The sequence below is a fragment of the Streptomyces sp. 6N223 genome (genome assembly GCF_052246635.1).
Taxonomy (GTDB): domain Bacteria; phylum Actinomycetota; class Actinomycetes; order Streptomycetales; family Streptomycetaceae; genus Streptomyces.
In genome coordinates, this window is the sequence record NZ_JBQQCA010000067.1 from 1 (window position 1) to 26,481 (window position 26,481).

The 26,481-nt window shown below is 73.9% G+C and carries 20 protein-coding genes; 12 read left to right on the forward strand and 8 right to left on the reverse strand.

Annotation, left to right across the window (positions count from 1 at the left end; genetic code table 11):
- A partial coding sequence (locus tag ACTWQH_RS28885) for a serine/threonine-protein kinase (RefSeq protein WP_443289731.1) occupies positions 1 to 1,070 on the reverse strand: 1,070 nt, incomplete at its 3' end.
- A 173-nt stretch (positions 1,071 to 1,243) separates the two neighbouring features.
- On the opposite strand from ACTWQH_RS28885, the gene ACTWQH_RS28890 reads away from it, so the two are divergent.
- Entirely contained in the window at positions 1,244 to 1,831 is a 588-nt protein-coding gene (locus tag ACTWQH_RS28890; protein WP_443289732.1) for a dihydrofolate reductase family protein, read from the forward strand.
- Here the strand turns inward: ACTWQH_RS28890 and ACTWQH_RS28895 are convergent.
- Both ACTWQH_RS28895 and ACTWQH_RS28900 read right to left on the reverse strand, forming a co-directional pair.
- Positions 1,723 to 2,232, reverse strand: coding sequence for a hypothetical protein (locus ACTWQH_RS28895; RefSeq protein WP_443289733.1), 510 nt, complete (start codon positions 2,230 to 2,232; stop codon positions 1,723 to 1,725). The two genes, ACTWQH_RS28890 and ACTWQH_RS28895, sit on opposite strands and share 109 nt — an antisense overlap.
- Positions 2,233 to 2,439: 207 nt before the next feature.
- On the reverse strand, positions 2,440 to 3,684 hold the full coding sequence (locus tag ACTWQH_RS28900) for a class I SAM-dependent methyltransferase (protein ID WP_443289734.1): 1,245 nt from the start codon (positions 3,682 to 3,684) through the stop codon (positions 2,440 to 2,442).
- Between the two features lie 91 nt (positions 3,685 to 3,775).
- Between ACTWQH_RS28900 and ACTWQH_RS28905 the strand changes: the two genes are divergently transcribed.
- The 3 genes from ACTWQH_RS28905 to groL all read left to right on the forward strand — a co-directional run bounded on the left by ACTWQH_RS28905 (position 3,776) and on the right by groL (position 7,596).
- Complete coding sequence (locus tag ACTWQH_RS28905) at positions 3,776 to 5,269, forward strand: polysaccharide deacetylase family protein (protein WP_443289735.1); 1,494 nt, start codon at positions 3,776 to 3,778, stop codon at positions 5,267 to 5,269.
- Positions 5,270 to 5,538: 269 nt separating this feature from the next.
- Complete coding sequence (gene groES / locus ACTWQH_RS28910) at positions 5,539 to 5,847, forward strand: co-chaperone GroES (protein ID WP_049567300.1); 309 nt, start codon at positions 5,539 to 5,541, stop codon at positions 5,845 to 5,847.
- Positions 5,848 to 5,967: 120 nt separating this feature from the next.
- Positions 5,968 to 7,596, forward strand: a complete 1,629-nt coding sequence (gene groL, locus ACTWQH_RS28915) for a chaperonin GroEL (RefSeq protein ID WP_443289736.1) — start codon at positions 5,968 to 5,970, stop codon at positions 7,594 to 7,596.
- A 111-nt stretch (positions 7,597 to 7,707) separates the two neighbouring features.
- On the opposite strand, the gene ACTWQH_RS28920 is transcribed toward groL, so the two are convergent.
- From ACTWQH_RS28920 to ACTWQH_RS28930, 3 genes are all read right to left on the reverse strand, one after another.
- A complete protein-coding gene (locus ACTWQH_RS28920) occupies positions 7,708 to 8,400 on the reverse strand; it encodes an ester cyclase (RefSeq protein WP_443289737.1) in 693 nt (230 codons plus the stop codon).
- A 122-nt stretch (positions 8,401 to 8,522) separates the two neighbouring features.
- On the reverse strand, positions 8,523 to 9,329 hold the full coding sequence (locus ACTWQH_RS28925; protein ID WP_443289738.1) for an SDR family NAD(P)-dependent oxidoreductase: 807 nt from the start codon (positions 9,327 to 9,329) through the stop codon (positions 8,523 to 8,525).
- 99 nt (positions 9,330 to 9,428) lie between these two features.
- Positions 9,429 to 9,752, reverse strand: coding sequence for a WhiB family transcriptional regulator (locus ACTWQH_RS28930; protein WP_443289739.1), 324 nt, complete (start codon positions 9,750 to 9,752; stop codon positions 9,429 to 9,431).
- A gap of 328 nt (positions 9,753 to 10,080) precedes the next feature.
- On the opposite strand from ACTWQH_RS28930, the gene ACTWQH_RS28935 reads away from it, so the two are divergent.
- The 4 genes from ACTWQH_RS28935 (at position 10,081) to ACTWQH_RS28950 (ending at position 14,506) form a co-directional block, all read left to right on the forward strand.
- On the forward strand, positions 10,081 to 10,692 hold the full coding sequence (locus ACTWQH_RS28935; protein WP_019431595.1) for a response regulator transcription factor: 612 nt from the start codon (positions 10,081 to 10,083) through the stop codon (positions 10,690 to 10,692).
- A 432-nt stretch (positions 10,693 to 11,124) separates the two neighbouring features.
- Positions 11,125 to 11,700 carry an RNA polymerase sigma factor ShbA gene (shbA, locus tag ACTWQH_RS28940; protein WP_443289740.1) on the forward strand — a complete coding sequence of 192 codons (576 nt, stop codon included), beginning with the start codon at positions 11,125 to 11,127 and terminating at the stop codon, positions 11,698 to 11,700.
- 153 nt (positions 11,701 to 11,853) lie between these two features.
- On the forward strand, positions 11,854 to 13,365 hold the full coding sequence (gene guaB / locus ACTWQH_RS28945; RefSeq protein WP_443289741.1) for an IMP dehydrogenase: 1,512 nt from the start codon (positions 11,854 to 11,856) through the stop codon (positions 13,363 to 13,365).
- Between the two features lie 25 nt (positions 13,366 to 13,390).
- Positions 13,391 to 14,506 (forward strand): GuaB3 family IMP dehydrogenase-related protein, encoded by a 1,116-nt coding sequence (locus ACTWQH_RS28950; protein ID WP_443289742.1) that lies wholly within the window; start codon positions 13,391 to 13,393, stop codon positions 14,504 to 14,506.
- 48 nt (positions 14,507 to 14,554) lie between these two features.
- On the opposite strand, the gene ACTWQH_RS28955 is transcribed toward ACTWQH_RS28950, so the two are convergent.
- A complete protein-coding gene (locus ACTWQH_RS28955) occupies positions 14,555 to 15,976 on the reverse strand; it encodes an alkaline phosphatase PhoX (RefSeq protein ID WP_443289743.1) in 1,422 nt (473 codons plus the stop codon).
- Positions 15,977 to 16,157: 181 nt separating this feature from the next.
- Entirely contained in the window at positions 16,158 to 17,456 is a 1,299-nt protein-coding gene (locus ACTWQH_RS28960; RefSeq protein WP_443289744.1) for a nucleotide sugar dehydrogenase, read from the reverse strand.
- 212 nt (positions 17,457 to 17,668) lie between these two features.
- Between ACTWQH_RS28960 and ACTWQH_RS28965 the strand changes: the two genes are divergently transcribed.
- The 4 genes from ACTWQH_RS28965 (at position 17,669) to ACTWQH_RS28980 (ending at position 26,446) form a co-directional block, all read left to right on the forward strand.
- The gene (locus ACTWQH_RS28965; RefSeq protein WP_443289745.1) at positions 17,669 to 19,378 is read left to right on the forward strand and encodes a glycerol-3-phosphate dehydrogenase/oxidase; all 1,710 of its coding nucleotides are present in this window, start codon (positions 17,669 to 17,671) and stop codon (positions 19,376 to 19,378) included.
- Positions 19,379 to 19,474: 96 nt separating this feature from the next.
- Entirely contained in the window at positions 19,475 to 22,435 is a 2,961-nt protein-coding gene (locus tag ACTWQH_RS28970; protein WP_443289746.1) for a protein kinase domain-containing protein, read from the forward strand.
- A 118-nt stretch (positions 22,436 to 22,553) separates the two neighbouring features.
- Positions 22,554 to 25,655 carry a protein kinase gene (locus ACTWQH_RS28975; protein WP_443289747.1) on the forward strand — a complete coding sequence of 1,034 codons (3,102 nt, stop codon included), beginning with the start codon at positions 22,554 to 22,556 and terminating at the stop codon, positions 25,653 to 25,655.
- Between the two features lie 185 nt (positions 25,656 to 25,840).
- On the forward strand, positions 25,841 to 26,446 hold the full coding sequence (locus tag ACTWQH_RS28980) for a dihydrofolate reductase family protein (protein ID WP_443289748.1): 606 nt from the start codon (positions 25,841 to 25,843) through the stop codon (positions 26,444 to 26,446).
- Positions 26,447 to 26,481: the final 35 nt, after the last annotated feature.

Consider the following 26,481-nt stretch of genomic DNA (forward strand, 5'->3'; position numbering starts at 1 on the left):
GGTGGGGGTGGTTGGGGTGGTGCCGTGGCGTAGGCGGTGGGGGCGTAGTGCGGTGAGCCGCCGGCGGTGGGTGGTTGTGGTGGTGAGGTGCCGGGGACGACGGCGGTCGGGCTCCAGCCGGCCGGGGCGGCGGCGGGCTCTTCGGAGTCCAGCAGGCCGACGGCCTGGCGGCCGAGTCCGGCGATCAGCGTGGCGGGCAGCCAGGGCTCCTGCGCGCCGAATTGGGTGGTTCCGCCGTGCCAGTGGTCGCCGTCGGTGGTGTGGGCCAGGAGCTGGTCGAGGGTGGGGCGGGTGGTGGGGTGGGGGGCGAGGCAGGCGGTGATGAGGTTGTGGAGTCGGTCGGGGATGCCGGTGAGGTCTTTGTCGTCCTGGATGATGCGCAGCATGAGCACGTGCAGGGCGCTGTCGGGGTTGCCGAAGGGGGAGCGTGCGGTGGCGGCGAAGGCGAGGACGGAGCCGAGGCAGAAGATGTCGGAGGCGGGGGTGAGGGGTTCGCCCCGGCATTGTTCGGGGGACATGAAGCCCGGTGAGCCGACGACGGATCCGGTGCGGGTGAGGGCGCTGGTGGTGCCTTCGGTGGCGCCGGCGGCGCGGGCGATGCCGAAGTCGATGACGCGGGGGCCGTCGATGGTGACCAGGATGTTGGAGGGTTTGAGGTCGCGGTGGATCAGGCCGGCGGTGTGGATGTCGTGCAGGGCACGGGTCAGGCCGTTGGCGAGGGCGAGGACGGAGCGTTCGGGCAGGGGGCCGTGGAGGGCGGTGACGACGTCGTGGAGGGAGGGTCCGGCGACGTAGCCGGTGGCGACCCAGGGGGTGTCGGCGTCGAGGTTGGCGTCCAGGACGGGCGCGGTCCAGGTGCCGCCGATGCGGCGGGCGGCGTCGACCTCGTTGCGGAACCGCTGGCGGAACTCGGGCTGGCGGGCCAGCTCGGGCAGGACGAGTTTGAGCGCGACGGTGCGACCACGCGCGGAGCGGGCGACGTACACCTGTCCCATCCCGCCCTCGCCGAGCTTGCCGACGAGCCGGTAATCGCCGATGGACTGCGGGTCCTGCGGCCCGAGCGCTTTCATGTGGTGTGTTTCCTCCCCGTGCCTCCGGCTGGTGAGCATATGCGCAGGCGCGCGTCGCCTTTGCCGGGGTATGGGACGATGCCCGCGTCCTGGCCGGTTTCGACCTACGCAGAAGTGCGTAACGGGGCACTCCGGTGAGTTTCGACTTCGGGTCCTGGCTGTCTGGTGCAGCGATGACTGAAGGGATTGGAACGGCGTTCGCGTTCCTGTTCTGTTCTCTCGGCGGCTATCACGAGGGGCCCGGTGGTGAGTTGGGCTGGGGCCTGTACGACGAGGAGTTCTTCGACTGGAACCTGCGCCAGACCCGCGAGGTGGGTGCGCTGCCGCTGGGCCGGCGCACCTACGAGCACTTCGCCGAGGTCTGGACCTCGGCCGAGGCCGCGGCGTTCATGAACGCCGTACCTGAGACGGTGGTGACCAGCGGCGGCCAGGTCACGCCCTGGCAGGGCACTCGCGTCGCCGACGGCAGCGATCTGGACGCCGAGGTCGCTCGGCCTCTACGCCGGTGGGACGCGACCGGTCCGGGCGATCGGAGCCGGTCGAACGCACTGGTCTGCGCCGGGCCCGACCCCGTCCCGGGGTGCACCGGCTGGCCCTCCCCTCCCCGGACCCACGGGTCGGCCGGCCCGTGGGTCCTCTACTCCTCTACTCCTCAGCCCTCGGGCGGACGCGGCCTGGCAGGGCGGGGGGAGGGGGCGTTGTGGATCGTGACCCCGCCGTGGATCACACCTGCCGCGACCGAGGAGTTGCCCTCGGCGTGAACGCTCAGGTCGCCGCCGACGGCGATGCCGCCGGGAGCCGCGACGCGCGCCGCCTCCTCGGCCAGGCGCTCGGCGTGCCCGGCGCGCTGGTCCTCGGGGATGAGGTCCAGCAGGGCGTTGGCCAGCTCGTACCGCTCACGCACCGTCAGGTGCTCCAGCAACGCCTCGATGCGGGTCTGCCACGCCGCCTCCTGGCGGATCCGCAGCCGCTCGTCCGCGCCGTCGAGCGCCGCCGCCGTCTGGTCCAGGCGTTCCAGCTCCGCGCGCTCGCGCCCCTCGTCGCCCTGCCCGAACCAGCGGGCGAGCCGCGCGCGGAACGTCGCCCACGCGTCCGAGCCCGCCGCCTGTACGACGGCCGCCCCGCCCGCCGCCGACAGTGCCGTTAATGCCTCTGGAAGCATCCCCCGCCACTCCTCTCACCCCTGCGGTCGCTCACTGCGAGCGTACAGGCCCGCACGGCGCGCAGCACCAGCCTGGCCAGCCAGGTCAGCGCCGCGAGGCCGCGGCGTCCAGCCGGGCTCGCTCAAGCGCTCCCTGGAGACGCTCACCGCCTCGACGGCCGTGACCGGGGTGTCGTGACGAGGCCCGGTGAGGCCTGGCCACTGCGGTCAGCGCGCGGCGGCGTGTCCCAGCAGCATGGTGGGACGGCCGGCCACGCGTGTGAGGAAGACGGTGCAGGCGTTCGGGCCGGCGATGCCGCGGAGGCGCGAGCGCAGCTCCTCGGGGGTGAGGGCCGAGCCGCGCTTCTTGATCGTGACGGCGCCGACGTCGCGCTCGCGCAGCAGCGCGCGGAGGCGTTTCACGTTGAACGGCAGCACGTCGGTGATCTCGTAGGAGGCGGCGAAGGGGCTCGGGGGCGGGAGGGCGTCGGTGGTGAGGTAGGCGATCGTCGGGTCGAGGAGGCGGGCGTCGCCGCCGAGGGTCTCGGCCAGCTCCGCGACGAGGTGGGCGCGGATGACGGCGCCGTCGGGCTCGTGGAGGTAGCGGCCGGGCGGGCCGGCGGGCGCCTGCGGGCCGGTGCCGGTGAGGGTGTGCGGGCCGGGCAGGAGCGTCGCGCGGCGCGGGGCTTCGGCAGCCGGGAGGCCGAACCACAGGACGGCCTCCTTCACTTCGCCCTGGTGGGAGACCCACTCCGTCTCGCTCGCCTCGGGCGGGATCGCCTCGTGCGGCAGGCCGGGCGCGACCTTCAGCGCGGCGTACGGCACGCGGGCGGCGAGCGCGACGGCCTCGGACAGGGGCGGGGAGTACGCCTCGGGGTCGAAGGTGCGGCCGCGGCCGCGGCCACGACCGCTGCCTCCGCCGCGTCGGGAGGGGTCGATGAACGCCGCGTCGCAGCCGGTGAGGTCGGCGTCGGCGGCGTCGGCGCGGCGGACGGTGATGCGGTCGGCGAGGCCGAGCGCGGCGGCGTTGGCCTCGGCGACGGCGCAGGTCAGCGGGTCGCGGTCGACGGCGAGGACGCGCAGCCCGGCGCGGGCCAGGGCGATGGCGTCGCCGCCGACGCCGCAGCACAGGTCGGCGACGCGGCGTACGCCGAGGGCGGCGAGGCGTTCCGCGCGCCAGGCGGCGACGGGGGCGCGGGTGGCCTGCTCGACGCCGTCGCCGGTGAAGTACATCCGCTGGGCGTCCGGCCCGAACTTCGCCGCCGCGCGCTGCCGCAGCCGGGCCTGGCCGATGGCGGCGCTGACCAGCTCGGCGGGGTGGTGGCGGCGCAGCCGGGTGGCGGCGCTCAGCTCCCCGGCGGGGTCGAGGTCGCGCAGCTCGGCGAGCAGGCGCCGGCCGGGGTCGGTGAGCAGCGCCCTGAACGCTTCGGTTGCTGCGGTGGGGGATGTGGGGGATGCGGCCACCCGGGTCATTCTTCCCGACCGCCCCGGAACGGCGTGCGGGGGAGCGGGGGGCGGGGTGGCACCATCCCAAGCCATGAAGATTATCGGACAAGTAGTACAAATGCGGTGGGCGACGATACTCGCCGTGGCGTGCGCCGCCGCCGGGCTCCAGGGCGTTCAGCCACAGGTGGCGGCGACCGAGGGCAAGGGGCGGGAGAACCCGCATCGGGCGGAGCCGGGTGCGGGAGAGGGCGGGCAGCAGCCACTCGACGAGGGCGCGCGGCCGGCGCCGCGGGCGGCGTACGGTGCGCAGGCGCCCGGCCGTCCGGAGCGGTCCGCGCTCCGGCCCGCCTCGGGCGGCGGCGGCCGCGACGCCGAGCCGCGGACGGCTCACGGCCGGGAGGGGTCGGGCTGGTGGCCGCCGGTGTACGCGCTCGAACTGCCGGGTCTGCGGCCCGCCTCCGGCGGGGGAGGGGACGGCCGCGACGAGCCGCGCCGGGAGGAGCCGGGCGCGGGTGAGGAGTTCGGCGAGGGCGAGCGGTGGGTGCCGCTGGCGGCCCCTGAACCGCTGACGCCGGACCGTCCGGCGCCGCGGCCCGCCTCCGGCGACGACCGGGAGAGCCGGCGCAGTGCCGAGCCCCGGGCGGCCCACGGCCCGCAGGTACCCGACCGCCCTGCGGGCGAGCGTCGTCCCGCTGCGGCGTACCGGCCGGAGGGGCCGGCGTTGCCGCCGGTGCCGTACGCCGTGGGGGCGCTCGCCGCGCGCGAGCCGCTCGCCGCGCTGCCGCCGCCCGAGGCCGCCGGCGGTGCGCCCGCCGGGCGGGCGGGGGCCGCGGCGCGCACCGCCGCCAGTGCGCTGGCGGGGTACGCCGACCGGCTCGCGCGGGCCGAGGAACGCCGGGTCGTCGCCGCCCGGGAGTGGGGGCTGCGCCGCGTGCCGCTGCTGCCGCCCCCGCCCCCGGAGCCGGGCGACCGGCCTCGGCTGACCTCCGAACCCGGGCAGATCTCCGGGTCAGGGCTGCCGCCCGTCATCACCCGCGTTCCCACCGACGACAAGGTCGTCTTCCTCACCATCGACGACGGCGCCGAAAAGGACCCCCGGCTGCTGCGGATGCTGCGCGAGCTGGAGATCCCCGCCTCCGGCTTCCTCACCGACTACGTCGCCCGCGACGGCTACGACTACTTCCGCCGCGCCCGGCGCGAGGGCACGCGGATGCACAACCACACCGTGAACCACCACGAGATGCCCCGCCTGAGCTACGGCGAGCAGCGCGAGGAGATCTGCCGCCAGCAGAGGATCCTGGAGCGCGAGATCGGCGAGCGGCCCACCCTCTTCCGGCCGCCGTACGGGGCATACGACCGCGACACGCTGCGCGCGGCGGCCAACTGCGGGGTGCGGGCGGTGCCGCTGTGGGCGGAGGAGGCGTTCCCCGACAGGATCGAGTGGTCCAGCCCGGACGGCAGCCTGCACCCGGGCGACATCATCCTCACGCACTTCCGGGGGCCGGACGAGTGGCGCGGCGGCGGCGACATGACGGACATGCTGCGCCGCGTGCTCGACACGGTCACCGCGCAGGGCTTCGCCGTCGCGCGCCTGGAGGACTACATCGGCTGAGGGCCTTGCCTCACGGAGGGGCTGGGCCGGCCGGCCCAGCGCCGCGCAGCGGAGCCCTCAGCGGCGGGACGGCGCGCGGCGGTTGGCACTCTAGTTGACTGAGTGCTAACGGCGGCATACTCTCGACGCTGGCACCTGGCACTCTCCCTGGACGAGTGCCAGCCAACGCGCGACGGGCGGATCCGGCACCCGCGACGACGGGTCCACCAGGTCGCCATCCATCCAGACACATCAGACCCCGCGAGATCTCCGAAGGGGGAGGTCGGATCGTGACGACCGTTAGTTCCAAGGTTGCCATCAAGCCTCTTGAGGACCGCATTGTGGTCCAGCCGCTTGACGCCGAGCAGACCACGGCCTCCGGCCTGGTCATTCCGGACACCGCCAAGGAGAAGCCCCAGGAGGGCACCGTCCTGGCCGTGGGCCCGGGTCGCTTCGAGGACGGCAACCGTCTGCCGCTCGACGTCAAGGTCGGCGACATCGTGCTGTACAGCAAGTACGGCGGTACCGAGGTGAAGTACAACAACGAGGAGTACCTCGTTCTCTCTGCTCGCGACGTTCTCGCGATCATCGAGAAGTAATCACCCCCGAGAAGTGCGCCGCGCCCCGGGACCCGCGTCCGAGATCCATACGGACGGCCGGGGCCGGGGCGCGGCCTGTTTGTTCACGAGACCAGAGGGACCAGAGGGACACGCAAACCCATGGCCAAGATCCTTAAATTCGACGAGGACGCACGGCGCGCCCTCGAACGTGGCGTCAACAAGCTCGCCGACACGGTCAAGGTGACCATCGGTCCCAAGGGCCGCAACGTCGTCATCGACAAGAAGTTCGGTGCCCCGACGATCACCAACGACGGCGTCACGATCGCGCGCGAGATCGAGACCGAGGACCCGTACGAGAACCTCGGCGCCCAGCTCGTGAAGGAGGTGGCGACCAAGACCAACGACATCGCGGGCGACGGCACCACCACCGCCACCGTGCTGGCCCAGGCGATGGTCCGCGAGGGCCTGCGCAACGTCGCCGCGGGCGCCAGCCCGGCCGGGCTCAAGCGCGGCATCGACGCCGCCGTGGCCGCCATGGCCGAGGAACTGCGCGGCACCGCCCGCCCCATCGACTCCAAGGAGGACATCGCCGCCGTCGCCGCGCTGTCCGCCCAGGACAAGCAGGTGGGCGAGCTGATCGCCGAGGCCATGGACAAGGTCGGCAAGGACGGCGTCATCACCGTCGAGGAGGCCCAGACCTTCGGCCTGGAGCTCGACTTCACCGAGGGCATGGCGTTCGACAAGGGCTACCTGTCGCCCTACATGGTCACCGACCAGGAGCGCATGGAGGCCGTCCTCGACGACCCGTACATCCTCATCCACCAGGGCAAGATCTCCGCCATCCAGGACCTCCTCCCGCTGCTGGAGAAGATCATGCAGGCCGGCGGCTCGCGGCCGCTGCTGCTGATCGCCGAGGACGTGGAGGGCGAGGCCCTGTCCACCCTGGTCGTCAACAAGATCCGCGGCACCTTCAACTCGGCCGCCGTCAAGGCCCCCGGCTTCGGCGACCGCCGCAAGGCGATGCTCGGCGACATGGCGACCCTCACCGGCGGCACCGTGATCTCCGAGGAGGTCGGCCTCAAGCTCGACCAGGTCGGCCTGGACGTGCTGGGCTCCGCCCGCCGCGTCACCATCACCAAGGACGACACCACCATCGTCGACGGCGGGGGCAAGTCCGAGGACATCGAGGCCCGGGTGGCGCAGATCCGGGCCGAGATCGAGACCACCGACTCCGACTGGGACCGCGAGAAGCTGCAGGAGCGGCTGGCGAAGCTCGCCGGCGGCGTGTGCGTGATCCGCGTCGGCGCCGCCACCGAGGTGGAGCTGAAGGAGAAGAAGCACCGCCTGGAGGACGCCATCTCCGCCACCCGCGCGGCGGTGGAGGAGGGCATCGTGCCCGGTGGCGGCGCCTCGCTGGTGCACGCCTCCAAGGTGCTGGCCGAGAGCCTGGGCCGGACGGGCGACGAGGCCACGGGCGTGGCGATCGTGCGCCGCGCGGCCGTCGAGCCGCTGCGCTGGATCGCGGAGAACGCCGGGCTGGAGGGGTACGTCATCACCTCCAAGGTCGCGGAGCTCGACGCCGGCCAGGGCTTCAACGCCGCCACCGGCGCCTACGGCGACCTGGTGAAGGACGGCGTGATCGACCCGGTGAAGGTCACCCGCTCCGCGCTGGAGAACGCCGCGTCCATCGCCTCCCTGCTGCTCACCACCGAGACGCTGGTGGTGGAGAAGAAGGAGGAGGAGCCGGAGGCCGCCGGTCACGGCCACAGCCACGGTCACGCGCACTGAGCGCTCCGCCGCGCTGCCCCGGCGCAGGCAACGGGCCCCGCTTCGCCGCCCGCACGCGGCGGGGCGGGGCCCTGTCCTGTGGGCCGTCCCGTGGACGGCCCACACCGCTCGTCAGACGGCGATGATGCCGAGCTGTTCGAGCAGGCCGTAGTAGTCCCAGTTCCAGTGGCCCTCGCAGATCCTGCCCTCGCGGTACCGGTGGGTGGTGTGCCCGGTGACCGTGATGCGGCGGCCGGTGGGCTCCACGCCCTGGAACTCGCCCCGGTGGGTGCCGGTCACCGTCCACGCGGTCGTCACCCTGTCGCCCTCGGCGAGCTGGTTCTCGATGGCGAACGACGGCCCGAAGGCGTCGACGTACATCCTGGTCGTTTCCGTGAACGCGGCCAGGTCCTGCGGGTCCGTGGGACTGGCCGGGTCGTGGTCCTGGTAGTCGTTGGTGAGCAACTCCTCGAGAGCGCTGGCATCACCGCTGGTGATGGCCTCGAAGAAGCGCCGCGACGCCGCCTTGTTGAGCTGCTCGTCGCGTATCACCTCGAGGTCGGTGAACTGCGGCGGCGCGTCGCACAGCGCCACCATCTCCTGGTAAATGCGGTCCGTCTCCGGCAGCTTGGAGTTGCGCATCGCCTCCTCGTACGACGGGAACTCCACGATCTCCAGGACGTGGGTCGGGTCGGCCCGGTCCTTGCCCACGATCGAGTGGGTCGCCGTCCTCTTGCCCTGCGTTATGGAGACCCAGTCGTCCATGAGTCGATTCAATTCCTCGACCCTGCTGGTCTTGCAGTCGATCACCTGTATGAATGACATCGCTGGTGCTCCCATCATGGCGTTCATGGCGTTCGCGTTCATGTGCCGATGTGCGTTAGCTCCAGCCTAGTCCTTATGGGTACTTCTAGGCATTTCGTACCAGTTCGTCACCCATGCCAGCTTCACTGGGTGGACTTCTCGTCCCGCCCCTGCTCCCGCTGCGGCCCGTAGCGGCGACCGGCCCGGGAGGAGACGCCGCCGAGGACGCCGCGCGGCAGCAGCTTCGCGGCGCCCATCAACGCCTTGTAGCGCGCGTCCGGTATGCACACCGTCCGCCCGCGCGACAGCGCCTTCAGTCCGGCGTCCACCACCCGGTCCGCCTCCAGCCACATCCAGCCGGGGATGCTGTCGGTGCGCATCCCGGCCCGCTGGTGGAACTCGGTGCGCACGAAGCCCGGGCACAACGCCAGCAGCCGCACCCCGCTGCCTGCCAGGTCGCGGGCGGCGCCCTGGGTGAACTGCACGACCCACGCCTTCGACGCCCCGTAGGTGCCGCGCGGCACGAACGCCGCCACCGAGGCGACGTTCACCACCGAGCCGCGCCCGCGCTCGCGCATGGGGCCGACCGCCGCCAGGGTCAGGCGGAGCACCGCCTCGCAGTGCAGCCGCAGCATGCGCAGCTCGTCGTCGACGGGCACGTCGGGGAAGTGGCCCTTCAGGCCGAAGCCGGCGTTGTTGACCAGCAGGTCCACCGGCTGGGAGCGGTCGGCCAGGCGTTCCTCGACCGTCGCGATGCCCTTCTCCGTGGACAGGTCCGCGGCGAGCACGCTGGCCTCGATGCCGTGGCGGTCGTGCAGCTCGGCCGCCTGCCGGCGCAGCGCGTCGGCGGAGCGGGAGACCAGCACCAGGTCGTGCCGGTCGCGGGCCAGCCGCCGGGCGAAGGCGGCGCCGATCCCGACCGTGGGTCCCGTCACCAGTGCAGTCGTCATGGGCCAAACGGTAGTCGGCCCGTGGGCGTTCCCGGCATGTGCGCGCGGCGCGCGGCCAGGTGGTTTCCGAGCGGGTGTGTTCCCGGCGGGTGTGCCCTCCTAGCGGTCGGGGCCCGGCGGATTGGCATGGGCGCGCACCAGGTCGCGGCGGGCGCGGCCCAGCAGCTCCTCGCGTTCGTCCTCGGTCAGGCCGCCCCAGACGCCGTACGGTTCGCGGACCGACAGCGCGTGTGCGGCGCACTCCGCCCGCACCGGGCACCGCATGCATACCTCCTTCGCCGCTTCCTCGCGGGCGCTGCGGGCGGCGCCGCGTTCCCCCTCCGGATGGAAGAAGAGCGAGCTGTCCACGCCACGGCAGGCGGCGAGGAGCTGCCAGTCCCACAGGTCTGCGTTGGGGCCCGGGAGGCGGGAGAAATCTGCCATGAGTCTGTCCCATCGAGGCGCGCAAGACGGATGTAAATATGACTACCAGCCGAATATAGTCACAGGCACCTTGAGATGGGCAATAAGGTCTAAAAAGGGCAAAGGCAGATGTCCCGGGGCCTTCGTTTGATGGATTCGTGGAGGGGTGTAGTCGGGTGCTGCGACGATCACGTAGAGTGCTTGTGTCGTGGCAGCGTGGACCGTAACTCTTTCGGGTGACCGTCGTTGAGAGGGCGAAAGCGGTTGACGTGGGCTGTCGGCCGCGAAGGTGACGACAGACAACAGCCTGGAGGCTCAAGGTGATGCGCATCAGCTGCGGAGGGCGACCATGACTTCCGTCCTCGTCTGCGACGACTCCCCACTCGCCCGGGAGGCGCTGCGCCGCGCGGTCGCGACCGTGCCCGGCGTCGAGCGGGTCACGACGGCGGCCAACGGCGAGGAAGTCCTCCGCCGCTGGGGCGCCGACCGTTCCGACCTGATTCTCATGGACGTCCGGATGCCAGGGCTGGGGGGTGTGGAGACCGTCCGGCGCCTGCTGTCGGCCGATCCCGGCGCCCGCATCATCATGCTGACGGTGGCCGAGGACCTCGACGGCGTGGCGCTCGCCGTCGCGGCCGGGGCGCGCGGGTACCTGCACAAGGACGCCTCCCGCGCCGAGCTGCGGGCCACGGTGACCCAGGCGTTGGCCGACCCGACGTGGCGGCTGGCGCCGCGCCGGCTGCGTTCCTCGGACATGGGGGCGGCGCCGACGCTCACCGCCCGCGAGATCCAGGTGCTGGAGGGCATGAGCCACGGCCGCTCCAACGCCGAGATCGGCCGCGAGCTCTTCCTCTCCGAGGACACCGTCAAGACACACGCGCGCCGGCTGTTCAAGAAGCTCGGCGCCTCGGACCGGGCGCACGCCGTGGCCCTCGGCTTCCGCTGGGGCCTGGTGCGCTGAGCGCCGGCCCGAGCCGTCCCGTCGCGGGCCCCGGAGAGGGGCCGGGCCCGCGACGGGACGGATTTCACCGGCGTGGTGCGGGCGCGGTGTGGGCGCCGTGCGGGTCGTCGCCGTACGGGCGCCGGATCGGCACCGGACCCGCACCTGGCCTGCGCGGGGCCTGCGCGGGACCAGGCATGAACGGGCACAGAACGGGCACGGACATGGCCGCAGACGCAAAAGATTCGCGAGTGCCGCATCCTTGAAGGCATGACGCTCCATGGGGACGAGCCGGCCAGCCGTGAGGGGAGGGCGCAGACCGTGCCACAGGACGTGAGGGTCACCACGCCCGCCCGTCAGGCTTCACACCAGCGCGACGCTTCACATAACGCTTCGGTGCACAACTCGGCGCCCTGCGGCCCAGAGCCCGCGACGCCGGTGCACCATGGACCGATGCGCGATGACGAGAGCAGGGTGATCGGCACACTCGTCCATCGCGCGGCGGAGGGGGACGCGCAGGCCACGCACGATCTGCTGGCCCATGTGCACCCGCTGGCGCTGCGCTACTGCCGGACGCGGCTGGCGCGACTGCCGGGCGAGGCCCGGCACTTTGTCGACGACCTGGCCCAGGAGGTCTGCCTCGCGGTGCTCTGCGCGCTGCCGCGCTACCGCGACACCGGGCGGCCGTTCGACGCCTTCGTCGTCGCCATCGCCCAGCACAAGGTCGCCGATCTCCAACGCGCCGCGCTGCGGCACCCGGGCATCTGGGCCGTTCCCTCCGACGAGATGCCGGAGTGGCCCGACGACTCGCTGGGGCCCGAGGAGCGGGCGCTGGCCAGCAGCGACGCGGAGTGGGCCAGGAAGCTGCTGGCCAATCTGCCGCGGCATCTGCGGGAGCTGGTGCTGCTGCGGGTCGCGGTCGGGCTGACGGCCGAGGAGACCGGGCAGAAGCTGGGGATGTCGCCGGGCGCGGTGCGCGTCGCGCAGCATCGCGCGCTGACGCGCCTGCGCGCGCTGGCCGGGCGCTGAGCCCTCCGGGGCGCCGCCCACGGATCCCCCGTTCGCCGCCCACACCCCGGCACTCACCCGGGGCTGAGTGCGGGTGGGGGAAGTACCCCTTGGGCGGCCGTAGCATGGACAGCCCGGGTGGGGGCGATCCGGAAGGCGTTCGGAAGGGCTGTCATGACCACTGACGTAGCGGGCGCGGGTGTGCCGGCAAAATTCCAGGCACTCGGGCTGACCTTCGACGACGTGCTGCTGCTGCCCGGCGCCGCCGACCTCGCGCCGCACGAGATCGATACCTCCACGCGGCTGTCCCGCAACGTCCGCGTGAACATCCCGCTGCTCTCCGCCGCCATGGACAAGGTCACCGAGGCCCGGATGGCGATCGCCATGGCCCGGCAGGGCGGCGCGGGCGTGCTGCACCGCAACCTGTCGATCGAGGAGCAGGCCGCCCAGGTGGACCGGGTCAAGCGCTCGGAGTCGGGCATGGTCACCGACCCCATCACCATCCGCCCGGACGCCACCCTCAAGGAGGCCGACGAGCTGTGCGGGCGTTTCCGCATCAGCGGTGTCCCGGTCACCGACGCCGCGGGCCGGCTGCTGGGCATCGTCACCAACCGCGACATGGCGTTCGAGCTGGACCGGGGCCGCCAGGTCCGCGAGGTCATGACGCCCATGCCGCTGGTCACCGGCCACGTCGGCATCTCGGGCGAGGCCGCCATGGAGCTGCTGCGCCGCCACAAGATCGAGAAGCTGCCGCTGGTCGACGCCGAGAACCGGCTGCGCGGCCTGATCACCGTCAAGGACTTCGTCAAGGCCGAGAAGTACCCGAACGCCGCCAAGGACGCCGAGGGCCGCCTGATCGTGGGCGCGGCGGTCGGCGTCGCGGGCGACGCGTACGACCGTGCGCAGGCGCTGATCGAGGCCGGGGCCGACTTCATCGTCGTGGACACCGCGCACGGCCACTCCCGGCTCGTCGCCGACATGGCCGCCAAGATCAAGTCCAACACCGACCGTGTCGACGTCGTCGCCGGGAACGTCGCGACCCGGGAGGCGGCGCAGGCCCTCGTCGACGCCGGCGTGGACGGCATCAAGGTCGGCGTCGGCCCCGGCTCCATCTGCACGACGCGGGTGGTCGCCGGCATCGGCGTGCCGCAGGTCACCGCGATCTACGAGGCCGCGCTCGCCGCCCGCGAGGCCGACATCCCGGTCATCGGCGACGGCGGCCTCCAGTACAGCGGCGACATCGCCAAGGCGCTGGTCGCCGGCGCCGACACGGTGATGCTCGGCAGCCTGCTGGCGGGCTGCGAGGAGTCGCCGGGCGAGCTGATGTTCATCAACGGCAAGCAGTTCAAGTCCTACCGCGGCATGGGCTCGCTGGGCGCGATGCGCTCGCGCGGCGAGCAGCGCTCGTACTCCAAGGACCGGTACTTCCAGGACGAGGTCGCCGACGACGACAAGCTGGTCCCCGAGGGCATCGAGGGCCAGGTTCCCTACCGGGGCCCGCTCTCCTCCGTCGTGCACCAGCTCATCGGCGGCCTGCACCAGTCGATGTACTACCTCGGCGGCCGGACCGTCCCGGAGATCAAGGAGAAGGGCCGCTTCGTGCGGATCACCGCGGCCGGGCTCAAGGAGAGCCACCCGCACGACATCCAGATGACCACAGAAGCGCCCAACTATTCGCGCCGCTGAGCGCGCCGCTGAGAGGGTTCCTTTCGTGACTGAGATCGAGATCGGACGCGGCAAGCGCGGGCGGCGGGCGTACGCGTTCGACGACATCGCCATCGTGCCGAGCAGGCGCACCCGGGATCCCAAGGAGGTCTCGATCGCCTGGCAGATCGACGCCTACCGCTTCGAACTGCCGTTCCTCGCCGCGCCGATGGACTCGGTGGTCTCGCCGGAGACCGCGATCCGCATAGGGCGTCTCGGCGGACTCGGCGTGCTGAACCTGGAGGGGCTGTGGACCCGGTACGAGGACCCCGAGCCTCTGCTTGAGGAGATCACCGGCCTGGAGGAGTCCGACGCCAACCGGCGGCTGCAGGAGGTCTACTCCGCTCCCGTGCGCGAGGAGCTGATCTTCAAGCGGATCAGGCAGGTGCGGGACGCGGGCGTGGTGACGGCGGCGGCGCTCTCGCCGCAGCGCACCGCGCAGTTCTCGAAGGCGGTGCTCGACGCGGGCGTGGACATCTTCGTCATCAGGGGCACGACCGTCTCGGCGGAGCACGTGTCGGGCGCGGCCGAGCCGCTCAACCTCAAGCAGTTCATCTACGAGCTGGACGTGCCGGTGATCGTCGGCGGCTGCGCCACGTACACCGCCGCGCTGCACCTGATGCGGACCGGCGCGGCTGGCGTGCTCGTCGGCTTCGGCGGCGGCGCCGCGCACACCACGCGGAGCGTGCTGGGCATCCAGGTGCCCATGGCCACCGCCGTGGCCGACGTGGCCGCGGCCCGCCGCGACTACCTCGACGAGTCCGGCGGGCGGTACGTGCACGTCATCGCGGACGGCGGCGTCGGCTGGTCCGGCGACCTGCCGAAGGCGATCGCCTGCGGCGCGGACGCCGTGATGATGGGCTCCCCGCTGGCCCGCGCCTCGGACGCGCCCGGGCGCGGGCACCACTGGGGCATGGAGGCGGTGCACGAGGAGCTGCCGCGCGGCAAGAAGGTCCGCCTCGGCACGGTCGGCACGACCGAGGAGATCCTGACCGGCCCCTCGCACTCGCCGGACGGGGCGATGAACTTCTTCGGCGCCTTGCGCAGAGCGATGGCCACCACGGGGTACTCGGAGCTGAAGGAGTTCCAGCGCGTCGAGGTCACGGTGGCGCGCTCCCGCTAGCCGGGGCACCCCACCCGGGGTGGGGCGCCGTCGGCAGGCGCGGATCGCTCAGTCCTGTCCGCGCCAGGGGCCCGTGATGGCCAGCAGGATGCCCGGCTCCTGGATGCTGGCGTACAGGGTCTGGCCGTCGGGCGAGAAGGTGACGCCGGTGAACTCGCTGAACTCCGGCTCCTCCTCGGTGCCGATGTTCACCTCGTTACGGGCCAGCTCGAAGGTGCGGCCGTCCTCCGTCGCGCCGAAGAGGTGCTGCAGGCCCTCGCCGTCCTCGGAGATGATCAGGCCGCCGTACGGCGAGACCGTGATGTTGTCCGGGCCGTCGAGGTTGCCCTCCTGCGAGGGATCGGCGTTGACGCCCAGCCGCACCTTGAGGGTGATGGTGCGCCGCCTCGGGTCGTAGAACCACACCTGGCCGTCGTGCGGGGTGCCGGGGCTGTCCTCCTCGCGGGCGTAGGAGGAGACGAAGTACGCGCCGCCGTCGCCCCACCACATGCCCTCCAGCTTGCGGGCGCGCGTGATCCGGCCGGGCCCGAACTGCTGCCGGATCGGCGTCTCGCGCGCGTCGCGGTCCGGCACGTCCACCCAGTCGACGCCGTAGACCGTGCCGATGCGGGTGGTGCGGGAGAGGTCGTCGACGAAGCGGCCCGCGGAGTCGAAGCACTTGAACGCCTGGAGCGTGCCCGCGTCGCCGGGGAGGGTGCGCAGCCGGCCGCGGCCGTGGCGGAAGCCCTCCGGCGGCACCCAGCGGTAGAACAGGCCGTTCGGCTCGTCGGCGTCCTCGGTGAGGTAGAGGTGGCCGCGCCGCTCGTCGACCACCACGGCCTCGTGGGCGAAGCGGCCCAGCGCCTTGATCGGCCTGGGGTCGCGGCCGGCGTCCCGGTCGTAGGGGTCCACCTCGAAGACGTAGCCGTGGTCGAGCGTCATGCCCGCCTCGCCGGCGCGGTCCTCGGTCTCCTCGCAGGTCAGCCAGGTGCCCCAGGGCGTGGTGCCGCCCGCGCAGTTGTTGGAGGTGCCGGCGATGGCGACCCACTCGGTGACGTGCTCGCCGCCGTCGGCGACCTCCACCACGGTGCAGCCGCCGGGGGCGGCCGGGTCGTACACGAGGCCCTCGGCCAGCGGCACCGGGTGGTCGTAGTCGGAGCGCGGGCCGTCCATCTCGTGGTTGACGACGAGCAGGTCCGCGCCGCGCGGGCCCTCGAAGGTGCCGGTGCCGTCGTGCTCGGCCGGGGTGAACTCGCCGGACTCCAGCGTCGTCCTGCCGGTGTGGGTGATGACCCGGTAGGTGAAGCCCTCGGGCAGCGACAGCACGCCCTCGGGGTCGGGCACGAGCGGGCCGTAGCCGAGGCCCTGCCGGCCGGGGGAGCCGCCGAGCGCGCCCGGCGCGGTGGCCAGCACGCCGACGCTCCCGGCCAGGGCCACCCCGGCCCCGGCCGCTGCTGAGCGCTGCACGAACTGTCGGCGGTTGAGTTTCATGATCTTTCTCCTGAACGCCATACGGGGACGAGGCGGGCCCACCCTGCCGCCGCATGGCGAACGCCAGTCAAAATCGGCGCGACACTTCCTGGTGCGGTCAGAACCGCCGGAACCGGCCGGAGCCGGCCGAGTCCGTCATGCCGGTCGAGCCCGTCATGCCCGCCGAGCACGCGCGATCCGGTCAGAGCCGGTGGGCGGCGCCGGCGGGGGTGGCGCCCTGGGTGTCGAGCAGCAGCTGCGCCTTGGCGGCAAGGCCCTGGAGATCGTAGACGCTGTGGGGTTGCAGCAGCAGCGTCAGATCGGCGGCCGCGGCCGCCTCGTGGACGGCGTCGGCCCGGGGCACCGGGCGTCCCGACACGCGCCAGGAGGGCACGAACGGGTCGTGGTAGCCGAGGTCGGCGCCGAGCTGGAGCAGGCTCTCGGCGATCTCGCGGGCCGGGGAGCCCTCCTGGCCGGGGCGGTCGGGGCGGCCGGTGAGGCCGAGCAGCAGAACGCGCGCGCCGCGCGCCGACTTGCCGTGCTCGTTGAGCAGCGCGGCGGCGCGGCGGGTGACGTAGCGCGGCATGTGGGCGTTGATCTCCCGGGCCAGCCTCACCAGCCGCAGCCGCTCGCCGGGGTCGTCGACCGGGCCGGCGTGGTGGCCACCGCCCGCGCTCGCGCCCGGGCCCGGGCCCGGGCCCGTCGTTCCGGTGTCGGGGCCCGTGTCCGGGCAGGGGCAGGGGCCGGGTCCCGGGCCCGGGCGGGGCGCCGGGCGCGGCGGCCAGGGGCCCGACTCGGCGCAGCGCAGCACGTCCCACAGGTCGATGCCCAGATCGTGGCAGAGCACGGCCGTCTCGTTGACGAGGGCGGTCGTCACGTGGCGGGCGTTGGTGAGCAGCATCTGGGCGGCCTCGGCCTCCGCCACGCCCCGGGCCCGCACGACCTTGTTGGCGTTGCCCGTCAGCCGCCCGTAGAAGGCCGCGGCGGCCTCGGTGCAGGCCGGGGTGAGGCCGCCGATCACGCGCGGCGCGCGGCTGACCGGCCCCGGGCGGCCCGGGGCGTACGCCAGGTGGAAGTCGCGCCCGGCCCTGAGGCCCGAGCCGCGCTCCAGCAGCGGCCGGAGCACGTCCCGGGTGGTGCCGGGGGAGCAGGTGGACTCCAGGACCACGAGGGTGCGCGGGCGCAGGCGGGGGGCGAGCGCCCGCGCGGCGTCCTCGACCGTGATGGCCCCTCCCGCGTTCCGCTCGTTGGAGCAGACCAGCGCGGTCCGCACCCGGGCCAGGGCCGCCGGGTCGCTGGTGGCGGTGAAGCCGCGGGCGAGCATGCGGCGCAGCTCGGCGGCGGCGAGAGTTCCCCCGGACGGGGGACGGCCCGCGTTGAGTTGGGCGGCGGCCCGGGGGTCGGGCGTGAAGCCGACGGTGCGGATGTCGGCGGCGGTGGCAGCCTGCGCGGCGGGCAGCCCCAGGTCTCCGAGGCCGAGGACGGCGAGATCGGCGGCCATGCGGTACGGCTCCAGAGTCGAACGGACGGAACGAGTGGACGGATGAGCAACACGTCACTGCTCCGGTCAGCTTAGGGGCATATATGACAGATATGGTGTATTGGCCGCCTGTGTGGAATGTGGCGAGCCAAACCGCTGGATTTGCGGGAGCATCGGGGGCAGGAACTCCGTTGAACCGGTGAACCATCGACGAGCAAGCACGGGAGGCAGCGGTGAGAACGGCGGCAATGGGGCCGGGCAGCCGGACCGAAGCACTCGCACGCATGGCGGAGCGGGAGCTCGACGTGCTGGTGGTCGGGGGCGGGGTGGTGGGCGCGGGCACCGCCCTTGACGCCGCGACGCGAGGCCTGAGCACCGGCCTGATCGAGGCCCGCGACTGGGCGTCAGGCACCTCCAGCCGGTCGAGCAAGCTCATCCACGGAGGCCTGCGCTACCTGGAGATGCTCGACTTCGGCCTGGTGAGGGAGGCGCTGAAGGAGCGTGGCCTGCTGCTGGAGCGCATCGCCCCGCACCTGGTCAAGCCCGTGCCCTTCCTCTATCCGCTGCAACACCGCGCCTGGGAGCGGCTGTACGCGGGCACCGGCGTCGCGCTGTACGACACGATGGCGCTCTCCTCGGGCCACGGGCGCGGCCTGCCCCGCCACCGGCACCTCAGCCGCAGCCGCGCGCTGCGCGTCGCGCCCGCGCTGCGCAAGGACGCCCTGGTCGGGGCGTTGCAGTACTACGACGGCCAGGTCGACGACGCCCGCTTCGTCGCCACCCTCGTCCGCACCGCCGTCGGGTACGGCGCCCTGGCCGCCAACCGCGCCCGCGTCGGGGAGTTCCTGCGGGAGGGCGAGCGCGTCGTCGGCGTGCGCGTGACCGACCTGGAGCGCGACGGCGGCACGTACGAGGTCCGCGCCAAGCAGGTCGTCAACGCCACCGGCGTGTGGACCGACGACACGCAGGCCATGATCGCCGAGCGCGGCCAGTTCCACGTGCGCGCCTCCAAGGGCATCCACCTGGTGGTGCCCAAGGACCGCATCCACTCCGCGACCGGCCTCATCCTGCGCACCGAGAAGAGCGTGCTGTTCGTCATCCCCTGGGGCCGCCACTGGATCGTCGGCACCACCGACACGCCCTGGGACCTCGACAAGGCCCACCCGGCCGCCTCCAGCGCCGACATCGACTACCTGCTGGAGCACGTCAACTCCGTGCTCGCCGTGCCGCTGACCCGCGACGACGTGGAGGGCGTCTACGCCGGGCTGCGCCCGCTGCTGGCCGGCGAGTCCGACGCCACCAGCAAGCTGTCGCGCGAGCACACCGTGGCCCACCCCGTGCCGGGCCTGGTGGTGGTGGCGGGCGGCAAGTTCACCACGTACCGGGTGATGGCGAAGGACGCCGTGGACGCGGCGGTGCACGGCCTTGACCAGCGCGTCGCCGACTGCTGCACGGAGGAGGTGCGGCTGGCCGGGGCCGAGGGGTACCACGCGCTGTGGAACGCCCGCGCCCGCATCGCCGCCCGCGCCGGGCTGCACGAGGCGCGCATCGAGCACCTGCTGAACCGGTACGGCTCGCTGACGGAGGAGGTGCTGGAGCTCGTCACGAAGGACCCGGCGCTCGGCGAGCCGCTGCCCGCCGCCGACGACTACCTCAAGGCCGAGATCGTCTACGCCTGTTCGCACGAGGGCGCCCGGCACCTGGAGGACGTCCTCACCCGGCGTACCCGCATCTCGATCGAGACCTTCGACCGTGGCACGCGCAGTGCCCGCGAGTGCGCCGAGCTGATGGCCGGGGTGCTGGGGTGGGACGCGGCGCGGATCGAGCGCGAGGTCGAGCACTACGGGAGGCGGGTGGAGGCGGAGCGTCAGTCGCAGCTCCAGCCCGACGACCAGACCGCCGACGCCGCACGCCTGGAGGCCCCGGACACCGCCCCGCTGTGATGCGTCCCGCGTCTTCGGCGCGGAACGGCTCCGGGGGGATCTGGCGTCCTCCGGATGGGTGACAATGACCGGGTTAGCCGGAGGGGACTCGAACGCATGGGCGGCAAGGGCGGCATGGGCCAGGAAAACGCGGAAGTCAACCGTGACGCGAACGACGCGGACGACGCGGCCGACGGCGCCAACGGCGCCAACGGCGCGTCGGGTCCGCCTGGCGTGCCGCGCGACGGGGGGACGCTGAACATGGGCGCTTCGGACGAGGCGGCGGAGCCGCAGGACGCGACGCCGTGGTACGCCGCCTCCGCGGACGCCCCGGCCGATGGTGGCCCGGAGGCGTCGGCGCCCCCGCCGGTCCCGGCCATGCCACCCCTGCCCCCGATGCCGCCGCAGCCACCGCCGCCGCCGCGGCCACCGCAGTTCTCCGAGGCGGCGGAGGCGGACGAGGCGGAGCCGGCCGACGCGGTCGGCCCAGCCGAGGGACCCGGCGAGTCCGAGGAGAGCCCGGAGCCCGCGCCGCCGGGACTCCCGCCCGAGCCCGGCACCGTCTTCCTGGCCGCGCGCGAGCCGCGGGACGCTCCGCCGCCCTCCGACGCGGAGCCCCAGGACGTTCCGCCGGCCGCTGCCGAGATCCGTCCCGAGACGCTGGACATGGGGCGGCAGGAGCCGCGGGACGTTCCGCCGCCCTCGGACGCCGAGCCCCAGGACGTTCCGCCGGCCGCTGCCGAGATCCGTCCCGAGACGCTGGACATGGGGCGGCAGGAGCCGCAGGACGCGCCCCCGCCCCCGCCTTCGGACGCCGAGCCCTCACCGGGCGGCACGGTGCACCTGGGCACGGCCGGTGCGTCCGGTGCGTCCGGTGCGTCCGAGGCGTCCGGGGAGGGGCCGGAGCCCGTGCGGTGGCGGCCGCTGCCGGCCGAGCCGGGGACGGTGCGGCTGTCGGCGCGCGAGCCGCAGGACGCCCCCACCCCGCCCCCCGGCACACCCTGGGCCGGGGCGCCCGCCGATGACGACGACGAGGACGCCTCGCTGGGCGGCGACGCGCCGCTCGTCGGCACGCCCCCCGCCGCCGGGGACGGCCAGGACGCCGAGGCCGCTCAAGACGACGAGGACGCCTCGCTGGGCGGCGACGCGCCCCTCGTGGGCCTGCCCGACTCCGGCCCGGTGGAGCCCCAGCCCGAGGCCGGGGCGGCCGAGTCCGGCGGCGACGCCGCGCCCGGTCCTCCGGCGGACGAGACCGGGCGGCTGCTGGCCGGGCGTTACCGCCTCGCCGACGCCGTCGGCCGCGGCGGCATGGGCACGGTCTGGCGGGCCCACGACGAGATGCTCGGCCGCGTCGTCGCCGTCAAGGAGCTGCGGCTGCCCGGCGGCGTCGACGACCACGAGCGCACCCGCATGATCACCCGCACCCTGCGCGAGGCCAAGGCCATCGCCAGCATCCGCAACCAGGGCGTCGTCACCGTCTTCGACGTCGTGGACGAGGGCTCCCGACCCTGGATTGTGATGGAGCTGATCGAGGGGCGTTCGCTCGCCGACATCATCCGCAACGACGGGCCCATGCCGCCGCCCCGCGTCGCCGAGATCGGGCTCGCCGTACTCGACGTGCTGCGCGCCGCCCACGGTGCGGGGATCCTCCACCGCGACGTGAAGCCGTCCAACGTCCTCGTCGCCGCGGAGGACGGCCGCGTCGTCCTCACCGACTTCGGCATCGCCAAGGTCGAGGGCGACCCCTCCATCACCTCCACCGGCATGCTCGTCGGCGCCCCGTCGTACATATCCCCCGAGCGCGCCCGCGGCGAGGTGCTCGGCCCGCCCGCCGACATGTGGTCGCTCGGCGCGCTGCTGTACTGCTGCGTCGAGGGCATGCCGCCGTACGACGAGGGCAGCGCGATCGCCACGCTCGCCGCCGTCATGCACGACCCGGTGCCGCCGCCGCGCCAGGCCGGGGCGCTGACCGAGGTCATCACCGGGCTGCTCGACAAGGAGCCCGCCAACCGGCTGACCGAGGCCCGCACGCGGGAGCTGCTGCTCGCCGCGCTGGAGCCGCCCACGCCGCCGCCGTTCGCAGGCCCGGCGGCCTCGGCCGAGGAGGAGCCGCCCGCCGCGCCCCTCCCGGCCGGCGACAGCAGCACCATGGTGATGGGCGCGCGGCCCGCCGCCCCCGGCCCCACGCCGTACGCCGCCCCGGCCCCGGTCTCCCAGCCCTCCCCGCCTCCGGCGTCCGGGCCCGCGACCCCGCCGACGCCCCCGCCGCCGGTGGGGCTCCCCGCGCAGGGCGGCGGCCACCCGGCCGGCCCGGCGGGCCCCGGCGGCGGCTCCTCGCGGCGCCGGACGCTGATCATCGTCGGCGTGGCCGTCGTGCTGCTCGCCCTCGTCGGCGCCGCCCTCGCCACCACCCTCGGCGGCGACTCCGAGGGCGGCAGCCCGGAGGAGAGCCAGAGCGAGGGCCAGGACGGCGGAGCCTCCGACGGCAGCGGCGAGCCGACCCCCGAGGAGACGACGGACCCGACGCAGGACGAGACCGACGAGCCCACCCAGGAGCCGACCGAGGAGCCCACGGACGACGGAGGCCCGCCCGGCACCGTGCCGAGCAACGACCCGGACGCCACGCTGCCCGAGGACCCCGGCGGCATGTCCGAGCACGTCGACGAGGGGCTGCGGTTCAGCATGTCGCTGCCCTCGGGCTGGGAGGAGACCGGCGCGGGCACGTACGCCGCGCCGGACGGCTCGGCCTCCGAGGTGGCGGTCACCTTCGACAGCAGCCCGGCCGACAGCGCGCTGTCCGCCTGGCAGGCGCTGGAGCCGGCCGTCTCCGACGACGGCTCGGACTACGAGTTCCTCAGCGCCTCCCCGGTCGCGTGGCGCGGCTACCCGACCGTCGCGGACTGGGAGTTCGAGCGCACCGAGGACGGCGAGCGCGTCCACGTCCTCACCCGCCTCTTCCGCGTCGACGACGACCAGGGCTACTCGATCGGCGTGAGCTGCGCGGCGGACGAATGGGACGGCGAGACGTGCGAAAGCCTCCGCGATACCGTTTTTGACACGTTCCAGCCACTCGACTGACCGATATCAGGAGTTGACTGCCCGTGGCCGTGGTATGTCTACGGCACGTATCGTGAGAGACCGGTACTGCTACTTCTGCTACGGCCCGGGGGCGTGCGCGGCGGGGAGGTGAGGCATCGTGGACACGTACGAAAGGTACGACGCCTACGCCGGAAGGCTTCTCGCCGATCGCTATCGCCTGCCCAGGACGCCCTCGGAGGAGTTCGAACTCGTCGAATCCCGCGCCTTCGACACTGTCGTCGGCCAGGAAGTCCTGGTGCGGCAGGTGCCGTTGCCCGAGGTGATAGACGCCGAGATGCTCGACGGCGACGGCCGGTCCCGGCCCGCCCGGCGCGGCATGCCCGACGACCGCGCCACCCGCGAGCCCGGGGACCCGATGGTGCGCCGCGCGGTCGAGGCCGCCACGGCGGCGTCCCGGCTGGCCGACCACCCGCGCCTCGACCAGGTCTTCGACGTCTTCGTGCAGGGCGACGGCCTGTGGATCGTCAGCGAATTAGTGGCCGCCAGGCCGCTGGCGGCGGTGCTGGCCGAGCATCGCCTGACGCCCTATCGGGCCGCCGAGGTGGCCGCCGACCTGCTCGCGGCGCTGCGCATCGTGCACGCCCACGGCTGGACCCACCGCAACCTCACCGCCCGCACGGTGATGATCTGTGACGACGGGCGCGCCGTGCTGACGGGCCTCGCGGTGGGCGCGGCCGAGGAGGCGCTGTGCGGCTACGACCCGCTGCCGGGCGGCACGAACGAGACCGCCGTGGGCCTGCGGGCCCAGACCCCGGCCGCCGAGGGCTGGGGCGCCCACCCCCAGCCCGGCGCCGCGACCGGCGAACGCCCGCTGGCCGCCGGCCCCGAGGCTGACCGCCAGGGCCTGCCCGCGGGACCGGAACGGCCGGGGGCCCATGGGCCGTTGGGCTGGCACCCGCAAGGGCACGGCGGTGGCGCCGGATCCGGGGGGGAGGGGGCGAGCCCCTTCGGCTGGCACGCCGAGGGCCAGGGCGGCGGGCAGGGTCGGCCCGAGGGCCTGCACGACCTGGAGGCGGAGCGGCCCGGGGAGTACGGCCCGTTGGGCTGGCAGCCGCAGGGACAAGGCCCCGCGCCCGCGCCCGGGCCCGGCGGGCCGCAGGCGCCGGACTTCGACGGGTGGGACGACGAGCTGCCCGGCCCCGGCACCTTCGACTGGCACACCCAGGGGCAGGGCGTCGGGCTCCAGCCCGACGGCCCGCCATGGACGAACGGCGCGGGCGAGCCGCCCCCCGCGGAGCCCTCGTGGCGCGCGGCGCACCGCCGGGGGACGGGCGCGGAGACGCAGCCCGAATCCCCCGACCGGCCGCGTCGGAACGCCCCGACCGGGCCGTCGGGCAGCCTGCCGGCGGCGTACCAGCGGTGGGACACGGGGGCCGTGCAGCGCGTCGACGCGAGCGCGAGCGCGAGCGAGGGGGAGGACGAGGGGCAGGAGGCCGGTGGCGGCGCCGCCGACCTCGTCGCGCGGATGCGCCAGCAGGGCGGCGGCCGGCAGCCGGACCCCGCCCAGGACGGGCACGACGGCCAGGACGACGCGGGCGCGCTGCCCGCCTCCTGGGACTTCGAGGGGGGCGGGCGTTCCCCGGACCGGGCCGACGACGGCGGAAACCGCGACGCCCGGACCGCCGAGGAGCGGGCCGCGCGCAGCGGCGCGATAGCCGCGTACCGCGCCGGCACGCAGGCGGCGGCCAACGCCAGGCGCGGCAGCGGCGGCGGGCCCGCGGCCCTGCCCGGCCCCGGCCACCCCGACTTCCCCGCGCGCACCGGCTGGGAGCCGGAGCCCCGCCACTCACCCGGCCGCCCCCAGCCGCAGCCCGGGCCGCCCCACCAGCCGGCCCCGCAGCACCATCACCAGCACCAACTCCCGCCCCAGTCCCAGTCCCAGCCCGCGCCGCAGGTCGCCGAGCGCTACCGGGGCCCCGACAGCGCGCTCGCCGCCGAACGCGCCCGGCAGGCCCGCATGACGACCGTCGGCGCGGTCACCGAGCGCTGGGCACCCGAGCAGGCCGGCCCGGTCTACGAGCACTGGCGCCTGGCCCCGCCCGTCGGCCCCGCGGCCGACTTCTGGGCGCTGGGCGCGCTCCTCTTCCGCGCCGTGCAGGGCTACCCGGCCTATCCCGAGGAGAGCGCCGCCGAGCTGACCCAGGCCGTCTGCTCCGAGCAGCCCGCCTTCGCCGAGGACTGCGGCGCGCTGCGCCCCATCGTGGAGTCGCTGCTGCGTCAGGACCCCACCGAACGCCCCAGCGCCGAGGAGCTGCGCGGCTGGCTGCGTTCGCTGCTGCGCAGCGCCCCCGAGCCCGAGGTGGGCCGCAACACGGTCACCGCGCCGCCGCCCGCGCTGGAGCCGGGGCGGCCCTCCGACCCGCGTAGGCTGCCGGTCGTGCGGCGCCGCGGCGTCCTGGTGGGCCCGCTGCGCCGCCGCCCGCGCGCCCGCTCCCGCCCCCGGGCCCGCGCGGCGCCCGGCCCGCGCCGCCTCGGCCGTCTGCTGCTGAGCCTCGTGCTGCTCGGCCTGGCCGGCGCCGTCGTCTACGCCATGGCATTCATGCCGGGCAAGTCGAACGAGTCGAGCGACTCCGGCGAGCAGGGGAACGCCGGCACCGGCGGCCAGGCGGCCGACCCCGGGCCGGTCTCCCCGCCGCCCGCCGAGGGCGAGAACGGCGGCGGCACCGGCGGCGCGGGCGGCGAGGACCCGGACCCGGAGCCGTCCGGCGGCGGGAACCAGCCCACCGACGACGGCGGCGGCCAGGACGTGCCCGAGGGCTTCGTCGCGCGCCAGGACGCGGAGGGCTTCTCGCTCGTCGTTCCCGAGGGCTTCAGCCGCCAGGGCATGAACGACGCCGGCCAGGTGATCTACGCCGACGGACCGCTGGAGATCGTGGTCGTGCCGGGGCGCGACAGCGTCGAGGAGTTCGGCGACGACCTGCTGGACTACCAGCAGGACCGGGAGCCCGAGCTGGAGGCGTACCGCGCCGACGAGTACAGCTCCTTCCGCGACATCTACGAGATAGGCGTGGGCGACTCGGCCATGGTCACCGGCGTCTTCGTCTGGCGGGAGGGCGGCGAGCAGCTCGTCGCCTTCAACCAGGTCGTGGTGATCGAGGGCCACTACCACGTGGTGCTGGTGCGCGGCCCGGCCTCGGAGGAGGCCCGGCTGAACGAGATCAACGAGACCACGGCCGGCAGCTACACCGTCACCGGCTGAGCCGAAGGGCCGGGCGGCCGCGCGGGCGTCACGAGTCTGTACCTGTCGGGCGGCCCGGTGAGCCGCCTGTCCGGGCAGGGCGAGGGCGCCTCCGAGGAGCCGAGCGCAGCCGCCTGGTGGCCCGAGACACCGCCGATGACTTTCCGGCGGTTGCGCGGTCTACCCGTCGACGAAGGGAGCACATCATGCGCAAGATCATCGTTTGCACGTTCCTGACGCTGGACGGCGTCATGCAGGCGCCGGGCGGTCCGGACGAGGACGCCGAAAGCGGCTTCGAGCACGGCGGCTGGCAGAAGCCGGTGGCCGACGACGAGGTCGGCACGGCCATCGCCGGTTGGTACGAGCACTCCGACGCGATGCTGCTCGGCCGCAAGACGTACGAGATCTTCGCGTCGTACTGGCCGACCGCAGATCCCGACAACCCGTTCACCGATCGGATGAACAGCATGCACAAGTACGTGGCGTCTCGGACCCTGACGTCCGTCGCGTGGCAGAACTCCACGCTGCTGGAGGGCGACATCGTCGACGCGGTACGCAAGCTGAAGGCGTCCGACGGCGGCAACATCAACGTCGTCGGCAGCGGCGACCTCGCCCAGACCCTCATGCGGCACGGCCTCGTGGACGAGTACCGGCTGACCATCCACCCGGTGATCATCGGCACCGGCAAGCGGCTGTTCGCCGACGGAGCGATCCCCACTGCGCTGGAACCGGTCAGCGTCTCGACGACGAAGGGCGGCACCGTCGTCGGCGTCTACCGGCCGAGCGGTGAGCCCGGGTACGACAGCTACTAGATTCCCGCGCGGGACATGATGCGCCGTGCTGGAGC

Excerpts from the sequence above, each read along its gene's own strand:
- ACTWQH_RS28890 (WP_443289732.1), top strand. The coding sequence starts at position 1,244 with ATGACTGAAGGGATTGGAACGGCGTTCGCGTTCCTGTTCTGTTCTCTC.
- ACTWQH_RS28895 (WP_443289733.1), bottom strand. The coding sequence starts at position 2,232 with ATGCTTCCAGAGGCATTAACGGCACTGTCGGCGGCGGGCGGGGCGGCC.
- ACTWQH_RS28900 (WP_443289734.1), bottom strand. The coding sequence starts at position 3,684 with ATGACCCGGGTGGCCGCATCCCCCACATCCCCCACCGCAGCAACCGAA.
- ACTWQH_RS28905 (WP_443289735.1), top strand. The coding sequence starts at position 3,776 with ATGCGGTGGGCGACGATACTCGCCGTGGCGTGCGCCGCCGCCGGGCTC.
- groL (WP_443289736.1), top strand. The coding sequence starts at position 5,968 with ATGGCCAAGATCCTTAAATTCGACGAGGACGCACGGCGCGCCCTCGAA.
- ACTWQH_RS28920 (WP_443289737.1), bottom strand. The coding sequence starts at position 8,400 with ATGTCATTCATACAGGTGATCGACTGCAAGACCAGCAGGGTCGAGGAA.
- ACTWQH_RS28925 (WP_443289738.1), bottom strand. The coding sequence starts at position 9,329 with ATGACGACTGCACTGGTGACGGGACCCACGGTCGGGATCGGCGCCGCC.
- ACTWQH_RS28930 (WP_443289739.1), bottom strand. The coding sequence starts at position 9,752 with ATGGCAGATTTCTCCCGCCTCCCGGGCCCCAACGCAGACCTGTGGGAC.
- ACTWQH_RS28935 (WP_019431595.1), top strand. The coding sequence starts at position 10,081 with ATGACTTCCGTCCTCGTCTGCGACGACTCCCCACTCGCCCGGGAGGCG.
- shbA (WP_443289740.1), top strand. The coding sequence starts at position 11,125 with ATGCGCGATGACGAGAGCAGGGTGATCGGCACACTCGTCCATCGCGCG.
- guaB (WP_443289741.1), top strand. The coding sequence starts at position 11,854 with ATGACCACTGACGTAGCGGGCGCGGGTGTGCCGGCAAAATTCCAGGCA.
- ACTWQH_RS28955 (WP_443289743.1), bottom strand. The coding sequence starts at position 15,976 with ATGAAACTCAACCGCCGACAGTTCGTGCAGCGCTCAGCAGCGGCCGGG.
- ACTWQH_RS28960 (WP_443289744.1), bottom strand. The coding sequence starts at position 17,456 with ATGGCCGCCGATCTCGCCGTCCTCGGCCTCGGAGACCTGGGGCTGCCC.
- ACTWQH_RS28970 (WP_443289746.1), top strand. The coding sequence starts at position 19,475 with ATGGGCGGCAAGGGCGGCATGGGCCAGGAAAACGCGGAAGTCAACCGT.
- ACTWQH_RS28980 (WP_443289748.1), top strand. The coding sequence starts at position 25,841 with ATGCGCAAGATCATCGTTTGCACGTTCCTGACGCTGGACGGCGTCATG.